The sequence below is a fragment of the Pantoea latae genome (assembly GCF_002077695.1).
Classification (GTDB): Bacteria; Pseudomonadota; Gammaproteobacteria; order Enterobacterales; family Enterobacteriaceae; genus Pantoea; species Pantoea latae.
Genome location: NZ_MWUE01000033.1, coordinates 353,460 through 371,071, shown reverse-complemented (window position 1 = coordinate 371,071; position 17,612 = coordinate 353,460). Strand labels below are relative to the sequence as shown.

Here is a 17,612-nt window from a genome sequence, read left to right as displayed (position 1 = left end):
GACGGCATACGAGATCCCCAGCGTGGCACGCAGCGCCTTGTCCAGCGCGATAGCGCCGCCGCGCAGCGTCAGATGCCCCAGACCGGCACGCTCGCGCAGCGTCACGCCGTGGTGAGCCCCTGGCTGCGGCCTGCCCCTTTGCTGGAATGACCAGACCAGCGGCGACGCCTCGCTGACGCTGGCCGCGGGTTGGGTGTTAAACAGACTCACGGAATCAGACATTTTGGCGCTCTCCTTTGGGATCGACGAAGATCGAGCTGACGATTTTGGCCTCGGTGAAGTTGCCGTCAGAGCTGGCGAGGAAGACGGTTTCGCCCATGCGATGATGGCCGCGCGTTACCACCGCCAGCGCAAAGCCGCTGTCGAGCGTGGGGCTGTAATAGCTTGAGGTCACATGGCCAGACATCGGAACGGGCACCGCATGATGCGGGTCGAAGACCACCTGCGCCCCCTCTTCCAGCACCACGCGCGGATCGGTCGGCAGCAGGCCCACCAGCTGTTTGCGATCTTCGCGCAGCACGTCGGCGCGGCTGTGCGAGCGTTTGCCGATCCATGCAAAGGGTTTGTCATTGGCCACGCACCACTCCATGCCGAGATCGTGCGGCGTCATGGAGCCGTCCGTATCCTGACCGCCGATAATGAAGCCTTTTTCGGCGCGCAGAACGTGCATCGTTTCCGTGCCGTAGGGCGTCAGGTGGTATCTTTTGCCGTGTTCAAACAGCGTGCGCCAGACGTGCAGGGCGTAGTTAGCCTGCACGTTGACCTCGTAGCTCAGCTCGCCGGTAAAGGAGATGCGGAAAACCCGTGCCGGCACGCCAGCCACCTGGCCCGCCTTCCAGTCCATAAATTTAAAGGCGTCGCGATCCAGATCGATATCGCAGCACTCCGCCAGCAGCTGGCGCGACTTCGGGCCGCTCAGCGTAATGGTCGCCCAGTGGTCGGTCACCGAGTTGAAATAGACCCTGAGATCGGGCCACTCGGTCTGATGCCACAGCTCCAGCCACTCCAGCACGGTGGCCGCGTTGCCGGTGCTGGTAGTCATCAGGAAGTGATCCTGCGCCAGACAGCTGGTGGTGCCGTCGTCGAAGACCATACCGTCGTCGCGGCACATCAGCCCGTAGCGCACGCGGCCTGGCGGCAGCTTCGCCCATTTGTTGGTGTAGACGCGCTCCAGAAACTCACGCGCGTCCGGCCCTTGAATGTCAATCTTGCCCAGGGTAGAGGCATCCAGCACGCCGACGCCTTCGCGCACCGCGCGGCACTCGCGCACTACCGCCTGATGCAGCGTCTCCAGCTGGCCGCCGATACGCTGCGGAAAATACCAGGGGCGCTTCCACTGCCCGACATCCTCAAACGTGGCGCCCTGCTCGACGTGCCACTGATGCAGCGCGGTGTAACGCTCCGGCTGAAACAGCGCGCCGCAGTGGCGACCCACGATGGCGCCAAAGGTGACAGGCGTATAGTTCGGGCGGAACACCGTGGTGCCGACCTCAGGAATGCTGCGCTGCAATACCCGTGCTGCGATGGCCAGCCCGTTGATATTGCCGAGTTTGCCCTGATCGGTGCCGAAGCCCATGACAGTGTAACGTTTGATATGCTCAATAGATTCAAAGCCTTCGCGCGTCGCCACTTCAATCGAGGCGGCGGTCACGTCGTTTTGCAAATCCACAAACTGCTGAGGGGCGCGCAGCGTGGTTTTGCTGTGCGGCACCTGATAGAGCGCGATGGCCGGGCCGTCAACGCGGGCGCGCGCCTTCGGCAGCGTAATCTCAACGGCATCGCCGCCTGCTTCCGCTGCGGCGCGCATGCCCGCCTCTTTGCCGCTGCTCAGCACCGCCGGCAGGCTATAGATGCCCAGCACGCCGCCGGCGAACAGCACGCCTTTCACCGGCGAAGGCGCGAAGCCGAGAATATCGTCACGCCAGACGGGCCGTGCGCCGGTGTGTGACGCCAGATGGATAACCGGGCTGAAACCGCCTGAGCTGGCAACGGTGTCGCAGCTGAAACGGCTGGCTTCCCCCGTGACCTCAAAACGTTCAATATCGACAGGCGCTATCAGCACGCTGCGCACCCGCGCCGCGCCCTTCGCCTCGATGACCGCGCTGCCGGTAATAATGCGAATGCCCTTCTGCCGCGCCAGCTTAACCAGATCGCCCTCGGGCGCCGAACGCGCGTCGGCAATCGCCACCACGTCACGCCCGCTCTCCAGCCACGCCAGCGCGGCGCGATAGCCGTCGTCATTGCTGGTGGAGAGCACCAGGCTGCTGCCGGGCACGACGCCGTAGCGCTGAATATAGGTGGTCACCGCGCCCGCGAGGAAGTTGCCAGGGATATCGTTGCCGCTGTAGACCAGCGGCCGCTCGTGCGCCCCGGTCGCCAGCACCACCCGTTTGGTTCGCACACGATGCATGCGCTGACGCGCCTGGCGCTGGTTGTTTTTCAACGGCGCGGTAATGGCGAGGTGATCGGTGCGGCGCTCGAGCAGGGTAACGAAATTATGGTCGTGATAGCCATTGGCGGTGGTTTTAGGCAGCAGCTGCACGTTATCCATCTGCTGAAGCTGGCTCAGCGCCTGGCCGACCCACGCCGCCGCGTTTTTTCCGTCCAGCGTTTCCACGCTGTCGAGCAGGCTGCCGCCCATCTCCTCCTGCTCGTCCACCACTATCACCCGCACCCCGCTGCGTCCGGCCGCCAGCGCCGCCGCCAGCCCGGCTGGACCCGCGCCGATCACCAGCACATCGCAGTGCTGATTCATATGATCGTAGATATCCGCGTCGGGCATTGTGGGGCTGCGTCCCAGCCCCGCGCCTTTACGAATATATTTCTCGTAGGTTTTCCACATCGACGCGGGCTGTTTAAAGGTCTTGTAGTAGAAGCCCGGCGGCATAAAACGCCCGCCCACCTTGCCCACCACGCCCATCAGATCGCGATCGACGTTCGGCCAGCCGTTGGTGCTGCGCGCCTCAAGCCCCTGGTATAGCGCCTGCTGCGTGGCGCGCACGTTGGGGATCTGCTCCTGCTCCGCGCCACCCAGCTGCACCACGGCGTTCGGTTCTTCCGCGCCGGCGGCGACAATGCCGCGCGGGCGAGCATATTTAAAACTGCGGTTCACCACATCCACGCCGTTGGCGAGCAGCGCGGAGGCGAGCGTATCGCCGATAAATCCCTGCAGCGTTCTGCCGTTGAACCTGAAGGTAACCGGCTGCGATCGGTCGATGCGTCCGCCGCGGCTGAGACGATTGGTCTGTTTCATCCTGCGCCTCCCGCCTGCACTTTAACGCTGACTTCAGGCTCGCGCGCCTCATGGCGAACCGGCAGCGTGACGACCTCAGCGTCGCCGCGTTTGCCGGGCTGCTCGCCGATTTTGTAGGTTTCAAGGATTTCATAGGTCAGCGTGTTGCGCGTGATGTTGAAAAACTTGCGGCAGCCCACCGCGTGCACCCACAGCTCGTGATAGACGCCGCGCGGGTTGTCGCGGAAAAAAAGATACTCGCCCCAGCTTTCGTCGCTGCAGGCGTCGGGATCCGCTGGGCGCGCCAGATGCGCGGGCCCTTTGGCATGAAACTCTTCTTCTTCCCGGTGCTCCTGGCACCATGGACAATAAATATGAAACATAGCTACCCCCTGTGCAGGCGCGTCGGCTGCCTGCTGGCTGTCTTTCTGTCAGTGTGCGACCGCCGCCGCGCCGTGCTCGTCCACCAGCGCGCCAGTATGAAAACGGTCGATTGAGAACGGTGCGGCCAGCGGATGCATTTCACGCTTCGCCAGGCTGGCGGCGAAAACGTGCGCCGATCCCGGCGTCTCCTTAAAGCCGCCTGTGCCCCAGCCGCAGTTGAAATAGAGGCCGTTAACGCTGGTTTTCGAGATGATCGGGCTGGCGTCCGGCGTGGTATCGACGATGCCGCCCCACTGCCGGTTCATGCGCACGCGGGAAAAAGCAGGGAACATCTCCACGATGGCCTGCAGCGTGTGTTCGATTACCGGATAACTGCCGCGCTGGCCGTAGCCGGTGTAGCCGTCGATGCCGGCGCCAATCACCAGATCGCCCTTATCGGACTGGCTGATATAGCCATGCACGTGGTTGGACATCACTACGGTATTCACCACCGGCTTCAGCGGCTCGGAGACCAGCGCCTGCAGCGGATGCGATTCGAGCGGCAGTCGGATGCCCGCCATTTTCGCCAGCACGCCGGAGTTGCCCGCTACCACGCAGCCAACGGTTTTCGCTTCGATATCGCCGCGGCTGGTACGCACGCCGTAAATCTGTCCGTCGCGGATCAGCATTCCGGTTACTTCGGTCTGCTGCAATATATCGACGCCATGCGCATCGGCGCCGCGCGCGAAGCCCCAGGCCACCGCATCGTGACGCGCCACGCCGCCGCGCGGCTGCCAGGAAGCCCCCATGATCGGGAAGCGCGCGCGCATCGAACAGTCGAGCAGCGGCTCCAGCGCCTGCACGCCGCGCGCGTCCAGCACCTCGCCATCGATACCGTTCAGGCGGTTAGCATTAACGCGGCGCTGAATATCGCGCATATCCTGTAGCGTATGGCCGAGGTTAAGCACGCCGCGCTGCGAGAACATCACGTTGTAGTTCAGCTCCTGCGTCAGCCCTTCCCATAGCTTCATCGAGTGCTCAAACAGCGCCGCCGCCTCATCCCACAGGTAGTTTGAGCGCACAATGGTGGTGTTGCGCGCCGTATTGCCGCCGCCCAGCCACCCTTTTTCAATCACCGCGACGTTGCGAATGCCAAAGGTCTTCGCCAGGTAGTAGGCGGTGCCGAGACCGTGGCCGCCGCCGCCGATAATGATCACGTCGTAGGCTTTTTTCGGCGTCGGATTACGCCACATCTTTTGCCAGTTTTCGTGATAGCTGAGTCCGTGGCTAAGCAGCCCGAATCCCGAAAAACGTTGCATACTCGTCTCCTTAATGTCCCGGCTTGCGCCGGGAGAGTGGTCAGGCAATCGCCTTCTGCGCTGCGGGATGCTGGGCGTGATCGCCATAGACCGGATGCCGGGCGCACAGCTCCGACACGTTGAAACGCACCCAGGCCTCGATGTTGTCGCTGTTTTCGTTTTTCGCCAGCACGTCGAGGATGTCGCAGATCCAGCCAGCCAGGGTTTCGCACTCTTTCTCGCCGAAGCCGCGCGTGGTCACGGCCGGCGTGCCGATGCGCAGCCCCGAGGTAACGAAGGGGCTTTGCGGATCGTCAGGCACGCTGTTTTTGTTGACGGTGATATGGGCGCGGCCCAGCGCCGCATCGGCGGCCTTGCCGGTAAGGCCCTGGCGAATCAGCGAAACCAGAAACAGATGGTTGTCGGTGCCGCCGGAGACGATATCGTAGCCGCGCCTGATAAAGACGCGGGCCATGGTTTTGGCGTTGTCGATCACCTTCGCCTGATAGTGAATAAAGTCCTGCTCCATCGCCTCGCGGAAGGCCATCGCTTTGGCGGCGATAACATGCATCAGCGGGCCGCCCTGCTGGCCAGGGAAAACGGCGGCGTTGAGTTTTTTGTACAGCGTCTCGTCGCTCAGCGCGGAGAGGATCAAACCGCCGCGCGGGCCGCGCAGGGTTTTGTGCGTGGTGGTGGTGACCACGTGCGCGTGCGGCAGCGGGCTGGGGTAGCAGCGGGCGGCGACCAGTCCGGCGACGTGCGCCATATCCACCATCAGCCAGGCGCCGACGCTGTCGGCGATGTCGCGGAAACGCTTCCAGTCAACAATGCGCGAATAGGCGGAGAAACCGGCCACGATCAGTTTTGGCTGGTGCGCCTGCGCCAGACGCTCCACCTCCTGATAGTCGATCTCGCCGGTCTCTATGTTCAGACCGTACTGCACCGCATGGTAGTGTTTGCCGGAGACGTTCGGCGCGGCGCCGTGGGTCAAATGGCCGCCGTGCGCCAGGCTCATGCCCAGAATAGTGTCGCCCGGCTTAATCAGCGCCATAAAGACCGCCGCGTTGGCCTGGGCGCCGGAGTGCGGCTGCACGTTTGCGTAATCGGCGCCGAATAACAGGCAGGCGCGTTCGATGGCTAAACGCTCAATGGTGTCGACATGCTCGCAGCCGCCGTAGTAGCGCTTGCCGGGGTAGCCCTCTGCGTATTTGTTGGTGAGCTGGCTGCCCTGGAGGGACATAACCTGATTGCTGGCGTAATTTTCCGATGCAATCAGTTCGATATGGGTTTCCTGACGCACCAGCTCTTCCACCACGGCGGAAAAGAGTTGCGGATCCGTACTGTTCAAATCATTTGCATTCATCGCTTCACCCTCGAAACACACTCTGCTGTTGAATTAAGTACCGTTTCACACTACTTAAATGGGGCAGCAAAAAGCTTGAAGGTTTGCGACAACAAACATGACAATTTCGCGACAATCTTTTAAAAACAATCGCTTAAAAAAAATAATCTGTGCGCAGTTATTTGAACCTGCTCACGTATAAATAAGGAAAAATGATGAACAGAGCGGCACCTGCTGAATCAACCAAAAAGATCAATAGCCTGCAATACGGCTATCGATATGAATAAAGAATGGATCCACATGGGGTTGCTGCTGACGATCGATCTGTTTACGCGCGACGGACGGGGGGTAGCCGAAGGCGTCGCGAAAGTGACGGGAGAAATGCGCCGCGTCGGAAAAGCCGCAGCGTTCGCCGATTTCAGTAACGCTTTTTGGGGTGTAGAGCAGCAGCCACAGGCCGTAGCGCAAACGTAAATCCCGGGCGAAGCGCTGCGGGCTGATGCCCAGCTCTTCCTGAAATTTCCGTTCGATATTACGCCGCGAGGTGTTCAGCCGCTGCGCCAGCTGCTCAGCCGACACCACCTCCCCCATATGCTGGGAGATAATATCCACCGCGCTGCGCACCAGCCGATCGGTAATTTTTTCAAAGATTACCGGCTGCGGCTGAGGATGACTGGTGGCTCGCGCTTCATCAATCAGCATGATATGCAGGCTTTTAATCGCCCAGGCGCGGCCGAGATGGCGCTCAATCAGGTAGGCCGCCACGTCTGCTGCCGCCACGCCGCCGGCGCAGGTAATCAGCGCGCCTTCATCAACAAAAATGCGGTCGGCAACCGGCGTGATATCGGGAAAGCGACGCTGCAAATCGCCGTGGTGATACCAGCTGACGCAGCACTGTTTGCCTTTCATCACGCCGGCCTGGATCAGGGCGAATACCCCGGTGCAGAGCCCTACCAGCGGCGTGCCGAACTGCGCCGCCAGGCGGATATAGTCCAGCGCGCGGCGATCGGTTTTATCCTGCTCATCCTGCACGCCACCGATCACCACGATGTAGTCGAAGCTCTCCGGGTTTTTCAACGCTTCGCAGGGTGAAATCGCCGCGCCGCAGCTGGAAATCGCCTCCTCGCCGTCGCAGGACATAAATGTCCAGCTACAGCGCAGCTGGCGGCTGCGATCGCCCTCGTCGGCGGCGAGCCGCAGACAATCGACAAAGGCGGCGAAGGGCAGCAGCGTGAACCGGTTAAGCAGCACAAACCCCACCGATAAAGGACGGCCTGAGGTTGATTTTCCGGGCAGGGTAGCCGCCATATTACCTTCCTGATCCTGTGGACATTAACCCGTGAACTACGCAAAAAAGCAAGACGTCTGAACATACTCGATACGCTAATAAAATCACAACGACAATTCGGCCTAACAAACGCCTGTTGCAAGAGGCTGACATGCGCGCCGCAGCCAAATGTAAATAACTATCATTATCAAGTTATGATAAAATCAGGCCTCGTTGAAATCTCCGTTAACGTCAAATGACTGCCTAAAATGACCGATGCCAGTATCTTAATCATTGAGGACGACCCTGATATCAGTTGTTCTCTGGCTACTTTTTTGCGCGCCAAAGGCTATACGCCAGCGGTTTGCGAGTCGGCTGAGTCAGCCCATGCATGGCTCAGGCAAAACAGCGCGGCGCTTATTCTACTGGACCTGATGTTGCCTGCCGAAAGTGGCCTGAGCTTTTTCCAGCGGCTTCGCGCCACCCAAAACATTCCGGTTATCATGGTGACTGCGCTTGGCGACCCGGTAGACAGCGTGGTCGGTCTGGAACTGGGCGCAGATGATTATGTTGCAAAGCCCTTTGATTTGAACGTATTGCTTGCACGCATACGCGCCGTGCTGCGACGCTTTCATCATCTGCCCTCTCCTACTGAATCTGCTGCTGGCGAACTGGTGTTGAAATTTTCAGGCTTCACCTTTTATCCGCTGAGGCGTTATATCCGTGGTCCCGATAATGTTCGGAAAACACTCACGGCTGGAGAAGCCGATCTTTTACTGGTGCTCTGTCAGAACGAAAAAAAAGTCCTGTCGCGTGAGGATCTCATAGAGCTGACGCGTGGCGACGCTTCTGCGACGTCAATGCGTTCTGTCGATCTACTGGTCAGCCGTTTACGCAGGAAACTCATCAGCGCCGATGTGGATGAGGAGTGCATCCAGACTTTCAGAAGCAATGGGTATATGTTTCGGCCAACCGTGCGGAGCCTCTGATGCGCCAGTTTTTTTCGACCACGCTCGGCCATATTCTGATCATCATTTCCTGCTCGACCATCATTACCTTTTTTGTGCTCTGTACCCTGCTGTTTGTGCCTAAAGGCCCGCCTGGTCCTCCGTGGCCCTGGCAGACCACCTACCGGGTCGGCAGCCTGGTAAAAATTCTTCAGGAGACCCAGCCCGCGCATCGAGACGCGATTCTGCATGCTGCCCAGCGTGCCGATGGGATCGCCTTCCGGTGGACCTCACAGCTTCAGCGGTGCAAAAAGCAGACCTTTAATACCTGGGATTTGACCCGCACCCTCTCCTATGAACTTGAGGGCAAAAGCCGGGTTGAAGTCTATGCCTGTAACGATCAGGACCCCCGTAAAGATATACAGGTCATTATAAAAATGGGCGGCAATTATCTTGAAGCGCGAATAGCCAATATCGGCAGAGAGCCAACCCGCTTCACCTTTCCAACCTTTTGCGCGCTGTTATTTTTATTAACCGGCATTGCTGTGATGTCAGTCTGGGCTATTGCACGTATTATCAGCCCGCTGCGCAAGCTGTCGGAAAAAACGGACCTGTTCAGCCGCGATATGACGGTGATGCCGATCACCGAGGAAGGCCCGCTCGAAATCAGGCGAGTGGCGCGGACCTTTAATCTGATGCAGGAAAGGATCGCCCATTACATGCAAAGCCGTAACCAGATGCTCGCCGCCATCAGCCACGATCTTCGCACGCCCTTGACCCGCATGCGCCTTTACGTGGATACCGCATTGCCGCAGCCCGCCCGCGAGAAATTAGTGAAAGAGATCGACCTGATGAACAAGCTTATCGGCACCGCGCTCTCTTTTATCCGCACCGGCTCTGATGGAGAACAGGCTGAGTGGGTCGATCTCGATGCCCTGATGAGCACGCTGTGTGATGAATATGAAGATGCCGGCGTCGCAATACGCTATAGCGGCACGGCGGCGCTAACGGTTTTTTGCAAGCCGGATGCTTTACAGCGCGTGCTGACTAATCTCATCGATAATGCTGCGGCTCATGGCGATCAGATCTGCCTGCACGCTTCACAGGATGCGGAGCAGGTGGTGATTATGATTCAGGATGATGGCCCCGGCATTTCTGAAGAGATGCTGGAAAAGGTAAAGGAACCGTTTTTCCGTCTGGATATTGCCCGCGGTGAAAGAAAAGGCAGCGCCGGTTTAGGTCTGTCGATCGTCAATGAGATCATCAAACTGCATGGCGGCACATTCGAGTTAATCAATGCCGAACCTTCTGGCCTGATTGCCAGAATCGCGTTGCCCAAACAGATAGCGCCCGCTGCAGCAGAAAACGGAACGGGCGCTATCATGCTTAATTCAGGCTGATACGTACAATATCATCAGGCGCGCTGGCCGGTTTGCCGTGACCGGCTTCCTGCTTAACGCTGACAAACAGCGCATTTTCCTGCGGCGCCAGCGCCAGGCTGTTTGGATGAACGGGTAACTGAATGGTATTCAACAGTTTATAACTATTACCGTCAATGATGCTCACGCCACCCGCATTACGGTGCGCGGCATAAATTTCATTACGCTGCGGGTTGAAAAGAACGCTGAGCGATTCAGGCGCATTAATGCGATGCGTCACCTTGCCATTATCCGTATTAACAACCAGCAGCGTTGCCGCTTTATTATCGGCAATAAACGCCCTGTGTCCTTTTTTATCCAGGGCGATATTCATCAATAAATGCTCCTGCCCGTCATCAACAATCTTTGTTCGGGAAAGGATTTTTCCGGCCTGGGTATCAAAGGTGATAAATTCGCCGTCCGCATTGCTGGTATAGAGACGGTGGCTGCTGCTGTCCAGCGCCAGCCCCGTGTTCAGTTTGCCCAAACCGTGCAGCGTGCTCTTTAGAGTCAGCGAATCGCCATCAACGATCCAGAGTACGCTGTCGTCTCGGTTGACGCCGCTGACGTAGACCGTGTTGGTTTGCTCATCGACGGTCAGTTCACGGGGCGCAGGCGGCCTGTGGTCGTCGCGCTTCTTCATCTCATCCGCGCCCTTTTTGCCAGCGAGCACGGCATGTTCGCCTGCTGCCTTTTCCCTGGCGTGTGACTGGGGAACCAGCGTCAGCGTGTTCTTCACTTTACCGCTATCCATATCGACAGCAATAAGCGAGCCATCAATGCTGCCGCCAAAATAGGCAGTATGGGTTCGGTTATTAATGGCGGCACCAAAAGGTTTTTGCGCGGTTTTAATTGCCTTTATCACCTCAAGGGTTTTCGCGTCAAGTTCATACACCACGCCGCCCTCTTCATTTCGGTTTTGCGTGGTGGCAATAAAGAGTGAATGGTGGCCCTGATCATAAACCATTTCATAGGCCCCAACGGCAACGGGCTTTCTGATAAGGTTGCTCTCAGCGAAGCCAGATATTGCCACGCTGCTCAACAGTAATGCCAGCACGGTTTTTGCCGGAAAACGGGTATACATCGATTTTTTCATTATTTCGCCTCTTACTGAACGCCTGACGTTTTGCCAGGCGTCCGGGTGATCAGAAGTTATATGTCAGGCTGACGTTATAACGTCGGCCATCCACGTTGCCGCCATAGGTATCACTGTCGATATATTTATCAAACAGGTTAGAGACACTGGTATTGAGTTTCACTTTCGGCGTCAGGCTGAAATTTACGCCTAAATCAACCAGCGAGTAGGAAGGATAACCTTCCGTCATTGATGAACGGGAATTGCCGGCATAATGTTCAGAGGTTTTGCCACGATAATAAACGCGCAGCCACGGGCTAATGTCATGAGTGAAATCATAATCCATCCGCGCGCTAATCAGGTGCTTAGGCTGCTGATTAAGCGGCTGACCGGCGTATTCGCCAGAAAGCTGTTTGGTTTCGGTATAGGTGTAGGACGTGTTCAGATGCAGGTTGCTTAAGATATCCCAGGAAAAAGTCGATTCGATGCCGCGCATCATCGCTTTACTGACGTTGTAATAGGAGGAGACAAAGTCATATTTTTCGCCGTTATAGCTGCATGCATAGCTGCCCGCATCGCCTGTACAGAGCGTTTCCAGTTCGATTTTGTTGTGGAATTTACTGTAAAAGCCCGTCACGCCGGCTTTCATCCCCTCGCCGTCCCAGTTAAGCGACAGCTCGTAGTTGGTACTGGTCTCGGGCTTGAGATCCGGGTTACCAATACTGACGCCGTCCCTTTGTCCAGAACCTGCCGAATCAGCCCAGTTTGAGGCAGACTCTCTTAATGTCGGGTTTTTATAGCCGCCGGAAACCCCGCCTTTCACCGTCCACTGTGGGCTAATACTCCATACGCCATATAACTTGGGTGTAACGTGAGAGCCATATTTTTCATTTTCATCAAGGCGAATTGACGGCACCAGATCAAAGGGATCGACCACATTCCAGCGATCCTCGGCAGTCAATGCCCAGCTGTTACGGCTCAGACTGGAGGCAGGCGAGCCGCTTTCTGTTTTGATCACATTATTGGCGTCTTTAATTTCCTCATTGAGGAAATTCCCCCCGAAAGAAAAGGTGTGGCTGTCGCCAATATAGAGCTTCTCTATGGTGTTGAGCGTGGTGTTCCTGCCGGTGATATTACTGCTGGAGTTGGTCGAGTCCTCGATCTGGGCATAGGAGTTCGTTTCCAGCGCACCATAATAACCCTTATGGCTCAGCGTGTAGTTATTACGGGTGTAGGTGTGATTAGTCGTACCACCTGAGGTTTTTGGCGTCGCTAACTTTTCCTGTATGGCTCTGGAAACGTCGAAATCAAAAATATTGTTGATATCAGGCGTCCAGGTAAAACCCAACGAGCCGTTTTCAAGTTTATTTTTCGCCGCTCCGCCATCATAGTCATCTTCATTGCGCTGCTGGAAAGTCCCGTCCGCTTTCATACTCAATGTGTCTTCAATCAGCGGACCGGCAACATGCGCGCTGGTTTGACTGATATTACCGGAGCGGCTGTGTTCCTGAATCGTCGTACCCGCAGTAACCGACCCATGCCAGGCACGCCGGTTTGCCCGTTTGGTGATAATATTTATGACGCCGCCGATGGCGTCGGAGCCATACAGAGAAGATGCCGGGCCACGAATGACTTCAATATGATCTATCGCTTCTATGCCCGGCAGGAACTGATAACCTGTTGTGGTGGTTTCCGCCTCGCTTTCACGTACATCCACCTTTTTGCCATCTACCAGCAATAGCGTATAGTCGCTGGCCATACCACGCATGGTGATTTCTTCTGATCCCACGCCGCCTGTCACATAAACGCCGGGCACATCTTTTAAGACATCCAGGACATTATAATAAGCGCGAGCGTGGATAGTTTTATTACTTATCACGGTGACTGACGCAGCAGCTTTATTCACATCTTCATCGAAACCCGATGCCGTAACCGTCATCGTGTCCTGCTTTTCCTCGCTTATTGCAGTGGAAGATAGATCCGATGACTGAGCGTCAGCGTGTGCCGCCTTAGTTGTCATTAAACAGACCATAATGACAAGAGATAATGTTGAAAGACGCGGCGATCCCTGTGCGGATTTAATAGGCATTTAGTTGTTCTCGTCTTCTAATTAAAAGCATTCAGATTACGGATAGATAACCAAACAATGCTTATCATTGCGAACGGTATAAAATGATGGGGCATTATTATCAGGCCTGAATGGGCAGGCCTGATATTTTTTATAACAACGTTAGTTTGTCAGGCTTCTCTTTGATACTCACTCTTTATCACTATCAATACCGGATCAATAAAGCGATTATTTAAACAGGAGCGGTAAGAAATTGCGTAACGAGACCCGGATATTGCGAGAATCGTGAATTTCACCTTGCTCAACAATAGCGTGGTATTTTACACCGCGTTCATTCAGGAAGTTTTTCATCAGCTCAAAGGTCTGAATCAGCGGTTCGTCACTGCCTACGCTCATAAATACCAGTTTCATATTCGCATGAGCATTAAGCTGCGGAATATAGGCACCCAGCTTTTTCATATCAGGCACCCGGTTGAGATCGGGCCCGGTATAACGCGGATAGTGGAGTTTGCTTTCAATCTGCATGCCGACGCCGGGCCATGTCGGGAAGCCTCCGCTGAAGGTGCCGATTGAGGCGAAGAGGTCTGGGTTACGCGCGCCCGCCATAAAGCCCTGTGCGCCTGGCGATGAGAAGCCGCCAATGGCGCGATGCTCGCGATCGGCCTGCGTGCGGAAAGACTTATCCACGAACGGAACAACATTATCAACGATAGCCTGGGCTGCCTCGACATATTTTTCGGAGGTCTGATTGCCGCCGCCGTGGAAGCTGGAATTACCCATCGAGCTGCCGCCCGGCGCATCAGGATCGAGAATAACCACGATCATCGGTTTGATGCGCTTATCGGCAATCATATTGTCGAGCAGGTTAAAGACGAACGCGTCTTCATTGGCGCGTGAGCCGTCATGCGCGCCGCCCATTGTCAGATACAGCACCGGGTAACGCGCGTCCGACTGAAAATAGCCCGGCGGTGTATAGACGGTAAAGCGCTTCTGACTATCCATGAAGGGTACAGAGGTATAGGTTACGCTGCCTCTGGCGGCGGATTGCGCGGTAAAATCATTGGCATTTGCGCCGGGAACAGCAAACTCATCCGTTGCCAGGCCGGTTTGCGGTGACTTGCGGCCAAATTCCGGCATGGCTTTTACACCGTCAACAATAAACTGATAATGCCAGATGTCAGAGGCCAGAGGTCCTACGGTCGTGCTCCAGGTGCCGTCTTCACCTTTGGTGAGTTCAACACGGCTGTCACCCTGGATGCCGCCAGGCCATCCGCCCTGAACCTCAACTTTAGATGCCTGCGGCGCGCGAATAGTGAAAACGACTCTGTTATCGGGTAACACTTCGAAAGGTTTCGGCGGCGGCGCCCATTGATGTTTTCCGCCCTTGCCGCCGTCATGCATCTGAGCATGGGGATCATTGGCTGGCTGCGGTAAATCAGCAATGGCCTGATGGGTGATGATTGTTGAGCAGATAACTGCAAGCGCCCGTAAGGCGACACCGTGAAATACTTTTTTTTTCATGTGAAACTCTACTCACCTTGTATAGTTAAAACGTCACTTAATATTTAAACTGCTTGTCTGCCAGAAATAATATCAAACATCCTGCCAGGCAACTTTGGGGTTATGTCTGGTTTAGATTCACCCACCGGCATATTTTCTTCCACTTGCTTTTAATAAAGCCGCGTAACAAATTAACGAACAGTGCGTCAATAACGACCTGGCATCTTTTGAGCAGTACAATAGCAGAACGACATAATTTATCAATTGATTATGAAAATCATTATCATTTAAAATACAATTCATAACCATCTGATAAATAACATTTTTACTTTTTTTGAGTGTTAGTATTGATATATAAATATATTTCAAATCAATTTGAAATATCATTTAAGCACTGTGTCATTTTTAACACAAACCATGCAAGGTACGCCGATAGGTTATTATGCGCGCAGCTTAAATCAGGAAAGGTTGATTTTTAAAGCCTGAGGGAAAGGATATGACTGGGGAGAGTTGAGCGTAAAAAAACAATGCAGTGCCACAATGGTTATTGATTAAGGCGGCGCCAGGTAAAATACTCTGCGCCCTGCGCCAGATTAGCCTGGTTTTACGGCTGCGCCTGAGGCTTTGAAGCAGATTTAGCTTTACCTGGCTGCTCTTCGTTCTCGATAAAACAAGTAAAATGTTCACCGGCTTGCATCGATGAACATTTTTTTCTTACCTGAGCATGCCGTGAGGATCCAGAATGTACTTCGCCGCAACGCCGGCATCGAACTGCGCGTAACCCTGAGCGGCCTCTTCCAGCGGGATCACCTGCGCGTTAACGATCCTGGCTATGGGCAAGCGGTCGAAGAGGATGGCGTTCATCAACTGACGGTTATAGCGCAACACCGGCGTCTGTCCGGTATGGAAAGACTGCGCCTTCGACCATCCCAGGCCAAACTTAAGGCTCAGTGCTCCCTGCTGCGCCGATTTTTCATGGGCGCCTGGGTCTTCGGTGACGTAGAGGCCCGGAATGCCAATTTTTCCCGCCACGCGGGTGATATCCATCATCTGGTTAAGCACAATCGCGGGCTGCTCTTTGCCTGAGTGGCCGCGCGCTTCAAATCCTACCGCATCAATGGCTGAATCGACCTCCGGCACCCCCACAATCTGTTCAACCATCTCGCCGAGTCGGTCGTGTTTGTTGAGATCCACAGGCACAAAGCCCATTTTCGCCGCATGCGCCAGGCGCTCCTGATTAAAATCGCCGACCATCACCACCGCCGCGCCCAGAATTTGCGCGGAAGCCGCCGCCGCCAGGCCCACCGGGCCGGCGCCCGCAACATAGGTCGTGGAGCCGACGCCCACCCCTGCCGTGATCGCGCCGTGAAAACCGGTCGGCAGAATATCGGACAGCATGGTGAGGTCTTTGATTTTTTCCAGCGCCTGCTCGCGGTCCGGGAATTTTAGCAGGTTGAAATCGGCGTAGGGGATCATCACGTAGCGGGCCTGACCGCCCACCCAGCCACCCATATCGACATAGCCATAGGCGCCCCCGGCGCGCGAGGGATTGACGGTGAGGCAAACGCCCGTGTCGAGTTCACGGCAGCAGCGACAGCGTCCGCAGGCCACGTTGAACGGCACCGACACGATATCGCCAATTTCCAGCATCTCGACATCACCGCCCTTTTCAATCACCTCACCGGTGATTTCATGGCCCAGCACCATGCCAGCGGGCGCGGTGGTTCGGCCGCGCACCATATGCTGATCGGAGCCGCAGATATTAGTTGATATCACCTTCAGAATTACGGCGTGTTCAATTTTCTTACCGGCTGGGCTGGTAAAGTGCGGATCGGCAATATCCTGCACGACTACTTTGCCAGGGCCCTGATAAACCACGCCGCGATTTGATTGCGTTCCCATCTTATCTCCTTAATGCCCTACTCGGGTAAGGCTGTCGTTGATGACCGGTGCCTGAAAACAGGCGATCAATATTCCACATCCAGGTTACTCTGGATTTGTGCGCAGCAGCTGAGCACATAGCCTTCCGCTATCTCTTCTTCATCAATGCCGCCGTTGTGATTCATTTCAGTTTGCCCATCCAGCACCCGCACCTTGCAGGTGCCGCAGATCCCCATCCCGCAGGCTTTAGGGATTTTCAGACTGGCACTGGCGGCTGCCTCATTGAGCGTGGTGCCCGGCGCAACCATAATTGTCTTGTTGGAGGTGCGGAAATGGACAGCCAACAGCTCACTGCTCTCCGGCGGCGCGGCGGCCGTTTCCGCCGCCAGGCTTTCCGCCACTGCCTCTTTATTAACGATGTCGCCGCCGAACGATTCTTCGTGATAGCGCGACATGTCGAAATCTGCGTTCTGCAGAAACTCGCGCACCGCACGCATATAGACGGCGGGCCCACAGCAGAATATTTCACGCTCGATAAAGTCCGGGGCGATCAGCTGAAGCAGCTCGCGGTTCAGGTAGCCGCGGTAGCCGCTCCAGGCCTGACCGACAGGTATGCGCTCGCAGATAACGTGCAGCCTGAAGTTGTCGATGCGCGTAGACATGTAATCGAGTTCGGCGCGATAGATGATGTCCTCCGGCGAGCGCGCGCTGTGCACGAACGCCATGTCCACGTCGGAGTTGGTATTGAAAAACCAGCGCGCCATCGACATCACCGGCGTAATGCCAACGCCGCCAGAGAGCAGCAGCACTTTCTCTGCCGGAAAGTCAGAGCAGTTGAACTGACCGACGGGACCGTGCACCGTCAGCGAGTCGCCCGCATTCAGGTTATCGTGCAGCCAGTTTGAAACCTTGCCGCCCGGCACGCGCTTTACCGTAATGGAAAAACTGTAGGGAATAGAGGGCGCGCTGGATATCGTGTAAGAGCGCATCACCTGCTCGTTATCGATAGCGAGCTCCAGCGTGACAAACTGTCCCGGCTTAAAGAAGAAAAGCACTGGCTGCTGCATACCGAAGCAGAACGTTTTGACATCGTGCGTTTCCTGAATCACTTTAAGGCAGCGAACCTGATGGCGGCCATTCGCCCAGGTTTGCGTATTAACAGGATTAAAATATTCCGAACCCATTACGTTTTGCATATCCACACCTGTATGTTTCACTGAA

General features: G+C 56.1%; 12 protein-coding genes and 1 pseudogene. 2 read left to right on the top strand and 11 right to left on the bottom strand.

The window, feature by feature from the left end; all coding sequences use genetic code 11:
- The 6 genes and pseudogenes from B2J69_RS21610 to B2J69_RS21585 all read right to left on the bottom strand — a co-directional run.
- A pseudogene (locus tag B2J69_RS21610) lies at positions 1-222 on the bottom strand (sarcosine oxidase subunit gamma); the annotation flags it as partial.
- Positions 215-3,253 carry a sarcosine oxidase subunit alpha family protein gene (locus B2J69_RS21605; RefSeq protein ID WP_081142225.1) on the bottom strand — a complete coding sequence of 1,013 codons (3,039 nt, stop codon included), beginning with the start codon at positions 3,251-3,253 and terminating at the stop codon, positions 215-217. The gene B2J69_RS21605 and the pseudogene B2J69_RS21610, both read right to left, overlap by 8 nt.
- Positions 3,250-3,615: a sarcosine oxidase subunit delta gene (locus B2J69_RS21600; protein WP_081142223.1), complete on the bottom strand. Its 366-nt coding sequence runs from the start codon at positions 3,613-3,615 to the stop codon at positions 3,250-3,252. The genes B2J69_RS21605 and B2J69_RS21600 overlap by 4 nt, the downstream gene beginning before the upstream one ends.
- A 48-nt stretch (positions 3,616-3,663) precedes the next feature.
- Positions 3,664-4,914: a sarcosine oxidase subunit beta family protein gene (locus B2J69_RS21595; protein ID WP_081142221.1), complete on the bottom strand. Its 1,251-nt coding sequence runs from the start codon at positions 4,912-4,914 to the stop codon at positions 3,664-3,666.
- 40 nt (positions 4,915-4,954) lie between these two features.
- Positions 4,955-6,256 (bottom strand): serine hydroxymethyltransferase, encoded by a 1,302-nt coding sequence (gene glyA, locus B2J69_RS21590; protein ID WP_081142219.1) that lies wholly within the window; start codon positions 6,254-6,256, stop codon positions 4,955-4,957.
- A gap of 231 nt (positions 6,257-6,487) precedes the next feature.
- Positions 6,488-7,543: a GlxA family transcriptional regulator gene (locus tag B2J69_RS21585; RefSeq protein ID WP_081142217.1), complete on the bottom strand. Its 1,056-nt coding sequence runs from the start codon at positions 7,541-7,543 to the stop codon at positions 6,488-6,490.
- A gap of 228 nt (positions 7,544-7,771) precedes the next feature.
- On the opposite strand from B2J69_RS21585, the gene B2J69_RS21580 reads away from it, so the two are divergent.
- Together B2J69_RS21580 and B2J69_RS21575 are read left to right on the top strand one after the other, a co-directional pair.
- On the top strand, positions 7,772-8,491 hold the full coding sequence (locus B2J69_RS21580) for a response regulator transcription factor (RefSeq protein WP_081142215.1): 720 nt from the start codon (positions 7,772-7,774) through the stop codon (positions 8,489-8,491).
- The gene (locus tag B2J69_RS21575; protein ID WP_081142213.1) at positions 8,491-9,849 is read left to right on the top strand and encodes an ATP-binding protein; all 1,359 of its coding nucleotides are present in this window, start codon (positions 8,491-8,493) and stop codon (positions 9,847-9,849) included. Before B2J69_RS21580 ends, B2J69_RS21575 begins: the two co-directional genes overlap by 1 nt.
- Here B2J69_RS21575 and B2J69_RS21570 read toward each other — a convergent pair.
- From B2J69_RS21570 to B2J69_RS21550, 5 genes are all read right to left on the bottom strand, one after another.
- Positions 9,836-10,963 carry a YncE family protein gene (locus B2J69_RS21570; protein ID WP_094078542.1) on the bottom strand — a complete coding sequence of 376 codons (1,128 nt, stop codon included), beginning with the start codon at positions 10,961-10,963 and terminating at the stop codon, positions 9,836-9,838. The two genes, B2J69_RS21575 and B2J69_RS21570, sit on opposite strands and share 14 nt — an antisense overlap.
- A 49-nt stretch (positions 10,964-11,012) precedes the next feature.
- Positions 11,013-13,031 (bottom strand): TonB-dependent receptor domain-containing protein, encoded by a 2,019-nt coding sequence (locus B2J69_RS21565; protein WP_081142211.1) that lies wholly within the window; start codon positions 13,029-13,031, stop codon positions 11,013-11,015.
- 207 nt (positions 13,032-13,238) lie between these two features.
- On the bottom strand, positions 13,239-14,531 hold the full coding sequence (locus tag B2J69_RS21560; protein WP_081142208.1) for an esterase: 1,293 nt from the start codon (positions 14,529-14,531) through the stop codon (positions 13,239-13,241).
- A gap of 693 nt (positions 14,532-15,224) precedes the next feature.
- The gene (fdhA, locus tag B2J69_RS21555) at positions 15,225-16,412 is read right to left on the bottom strand and encodes a formaldehyde dehydrogenase, glutathione-independent (protein WP_081142206.1); all 1,188 of its coding nucleotides are present in this window, start codon (positions 16,410-16,412) and stop codon (positions 15,225-15,227) included.
- Positions 16,413-16,477: 65 nt separating this feature from the next.
- Positions 16,478-17,587, bottom strand: coding sequence for an FAD-binding oxidoreductase (locus tag B2J69_RS21550; protein ID WP_094078541.1), 1,110 nt, complete (start codon positions 17,585-17,587; stop codon positions 16,478-16,480).
- Between the last annotated feature and the right edge of the window lie 25 nt (positions 17,588-17,612).

Coding starts and splice junctions, on each gene's coding strand:
- B2J69_RS21605 (WP_081142225.1), bottom strand. CDS start 3,253: ATGAAACAGACCAATCGTCTCAGCCGCGGCGGACGCATCGACCGATCG.
- B2J69_RS21595 (WP_081142221.1), bottom strand. CDS start 4,914: ATGCAACGTTTTTCGGGATTCGGGCTGCTTAGCCACGGACTCAGCTAT.
- B2J69_RS21600 (WP_081142223.1), bottom strand. CDS start 3,615: ATGTTTCATATTTATTGTCCATGGTGCCAGGAGCACCGGGAAGAAGAA.
- B2J69_RS21575 (WP_081142213.1), top strand. CDS start 8,491: ATGCGCCAGTTTTTTTCGACCACGCTCGGCCATATTCTGATCATCATT.
- B2J69_RS21550 (WP_094078541.1), bottom strand. CDS start 17,587: ATGCAAAACGTAATGGGTTCGGAATATTTTAATCCTGTTAATACGCAA.
- glyA (WP_081142219.1), bottom strand. CDS start 6,256: ATGAATGCAAATGATTTGAACAGTACGGATCCGCAACTCTTTTCCGCC.
- B2J69_RS21585 (WP_081142217.1), bottom strand. CDS start 7,543: ATGGCGGCTACCCTGCCCGGAAAATCAACCTCAGGCCGTCCTTTATCG.
- B2J69_RS21560 (WP_081142208.1), bottom strand. CDS start 14,531: ATGAAAAAAAAAGTATTTCACGGTGTCGCCTTACGGGCGCTTGCAGTT.
- B2J69_RS21570 (WP_094078542.1), bottom strand. CDS start 10,963: ATGAAAAAATCGATGTATACCCGTTTTCCGGCAAAAACCGTGCTGGCA.
- B2J69_RS21580 (WP_081142215.1), top strand. CDS start 7,772: ATGACCGATGCCAGTATCTTAATCATTGAGGACGACCCTGATATCAGT.
- B2J69_RS21565 (WP_081142211.1), bottom strand. CDS start 13,031: ATGCCTATTAAATCCGCACAGGGATCGCCGCGTCTTTCAACATTATCT.
- fdhA (WP_081142206.1), bottom strand. CDS start 16,412: ATGGGAACGCAATCAAATCGCGGCGTGGTTTATCAGGGCCCTGGCAAA.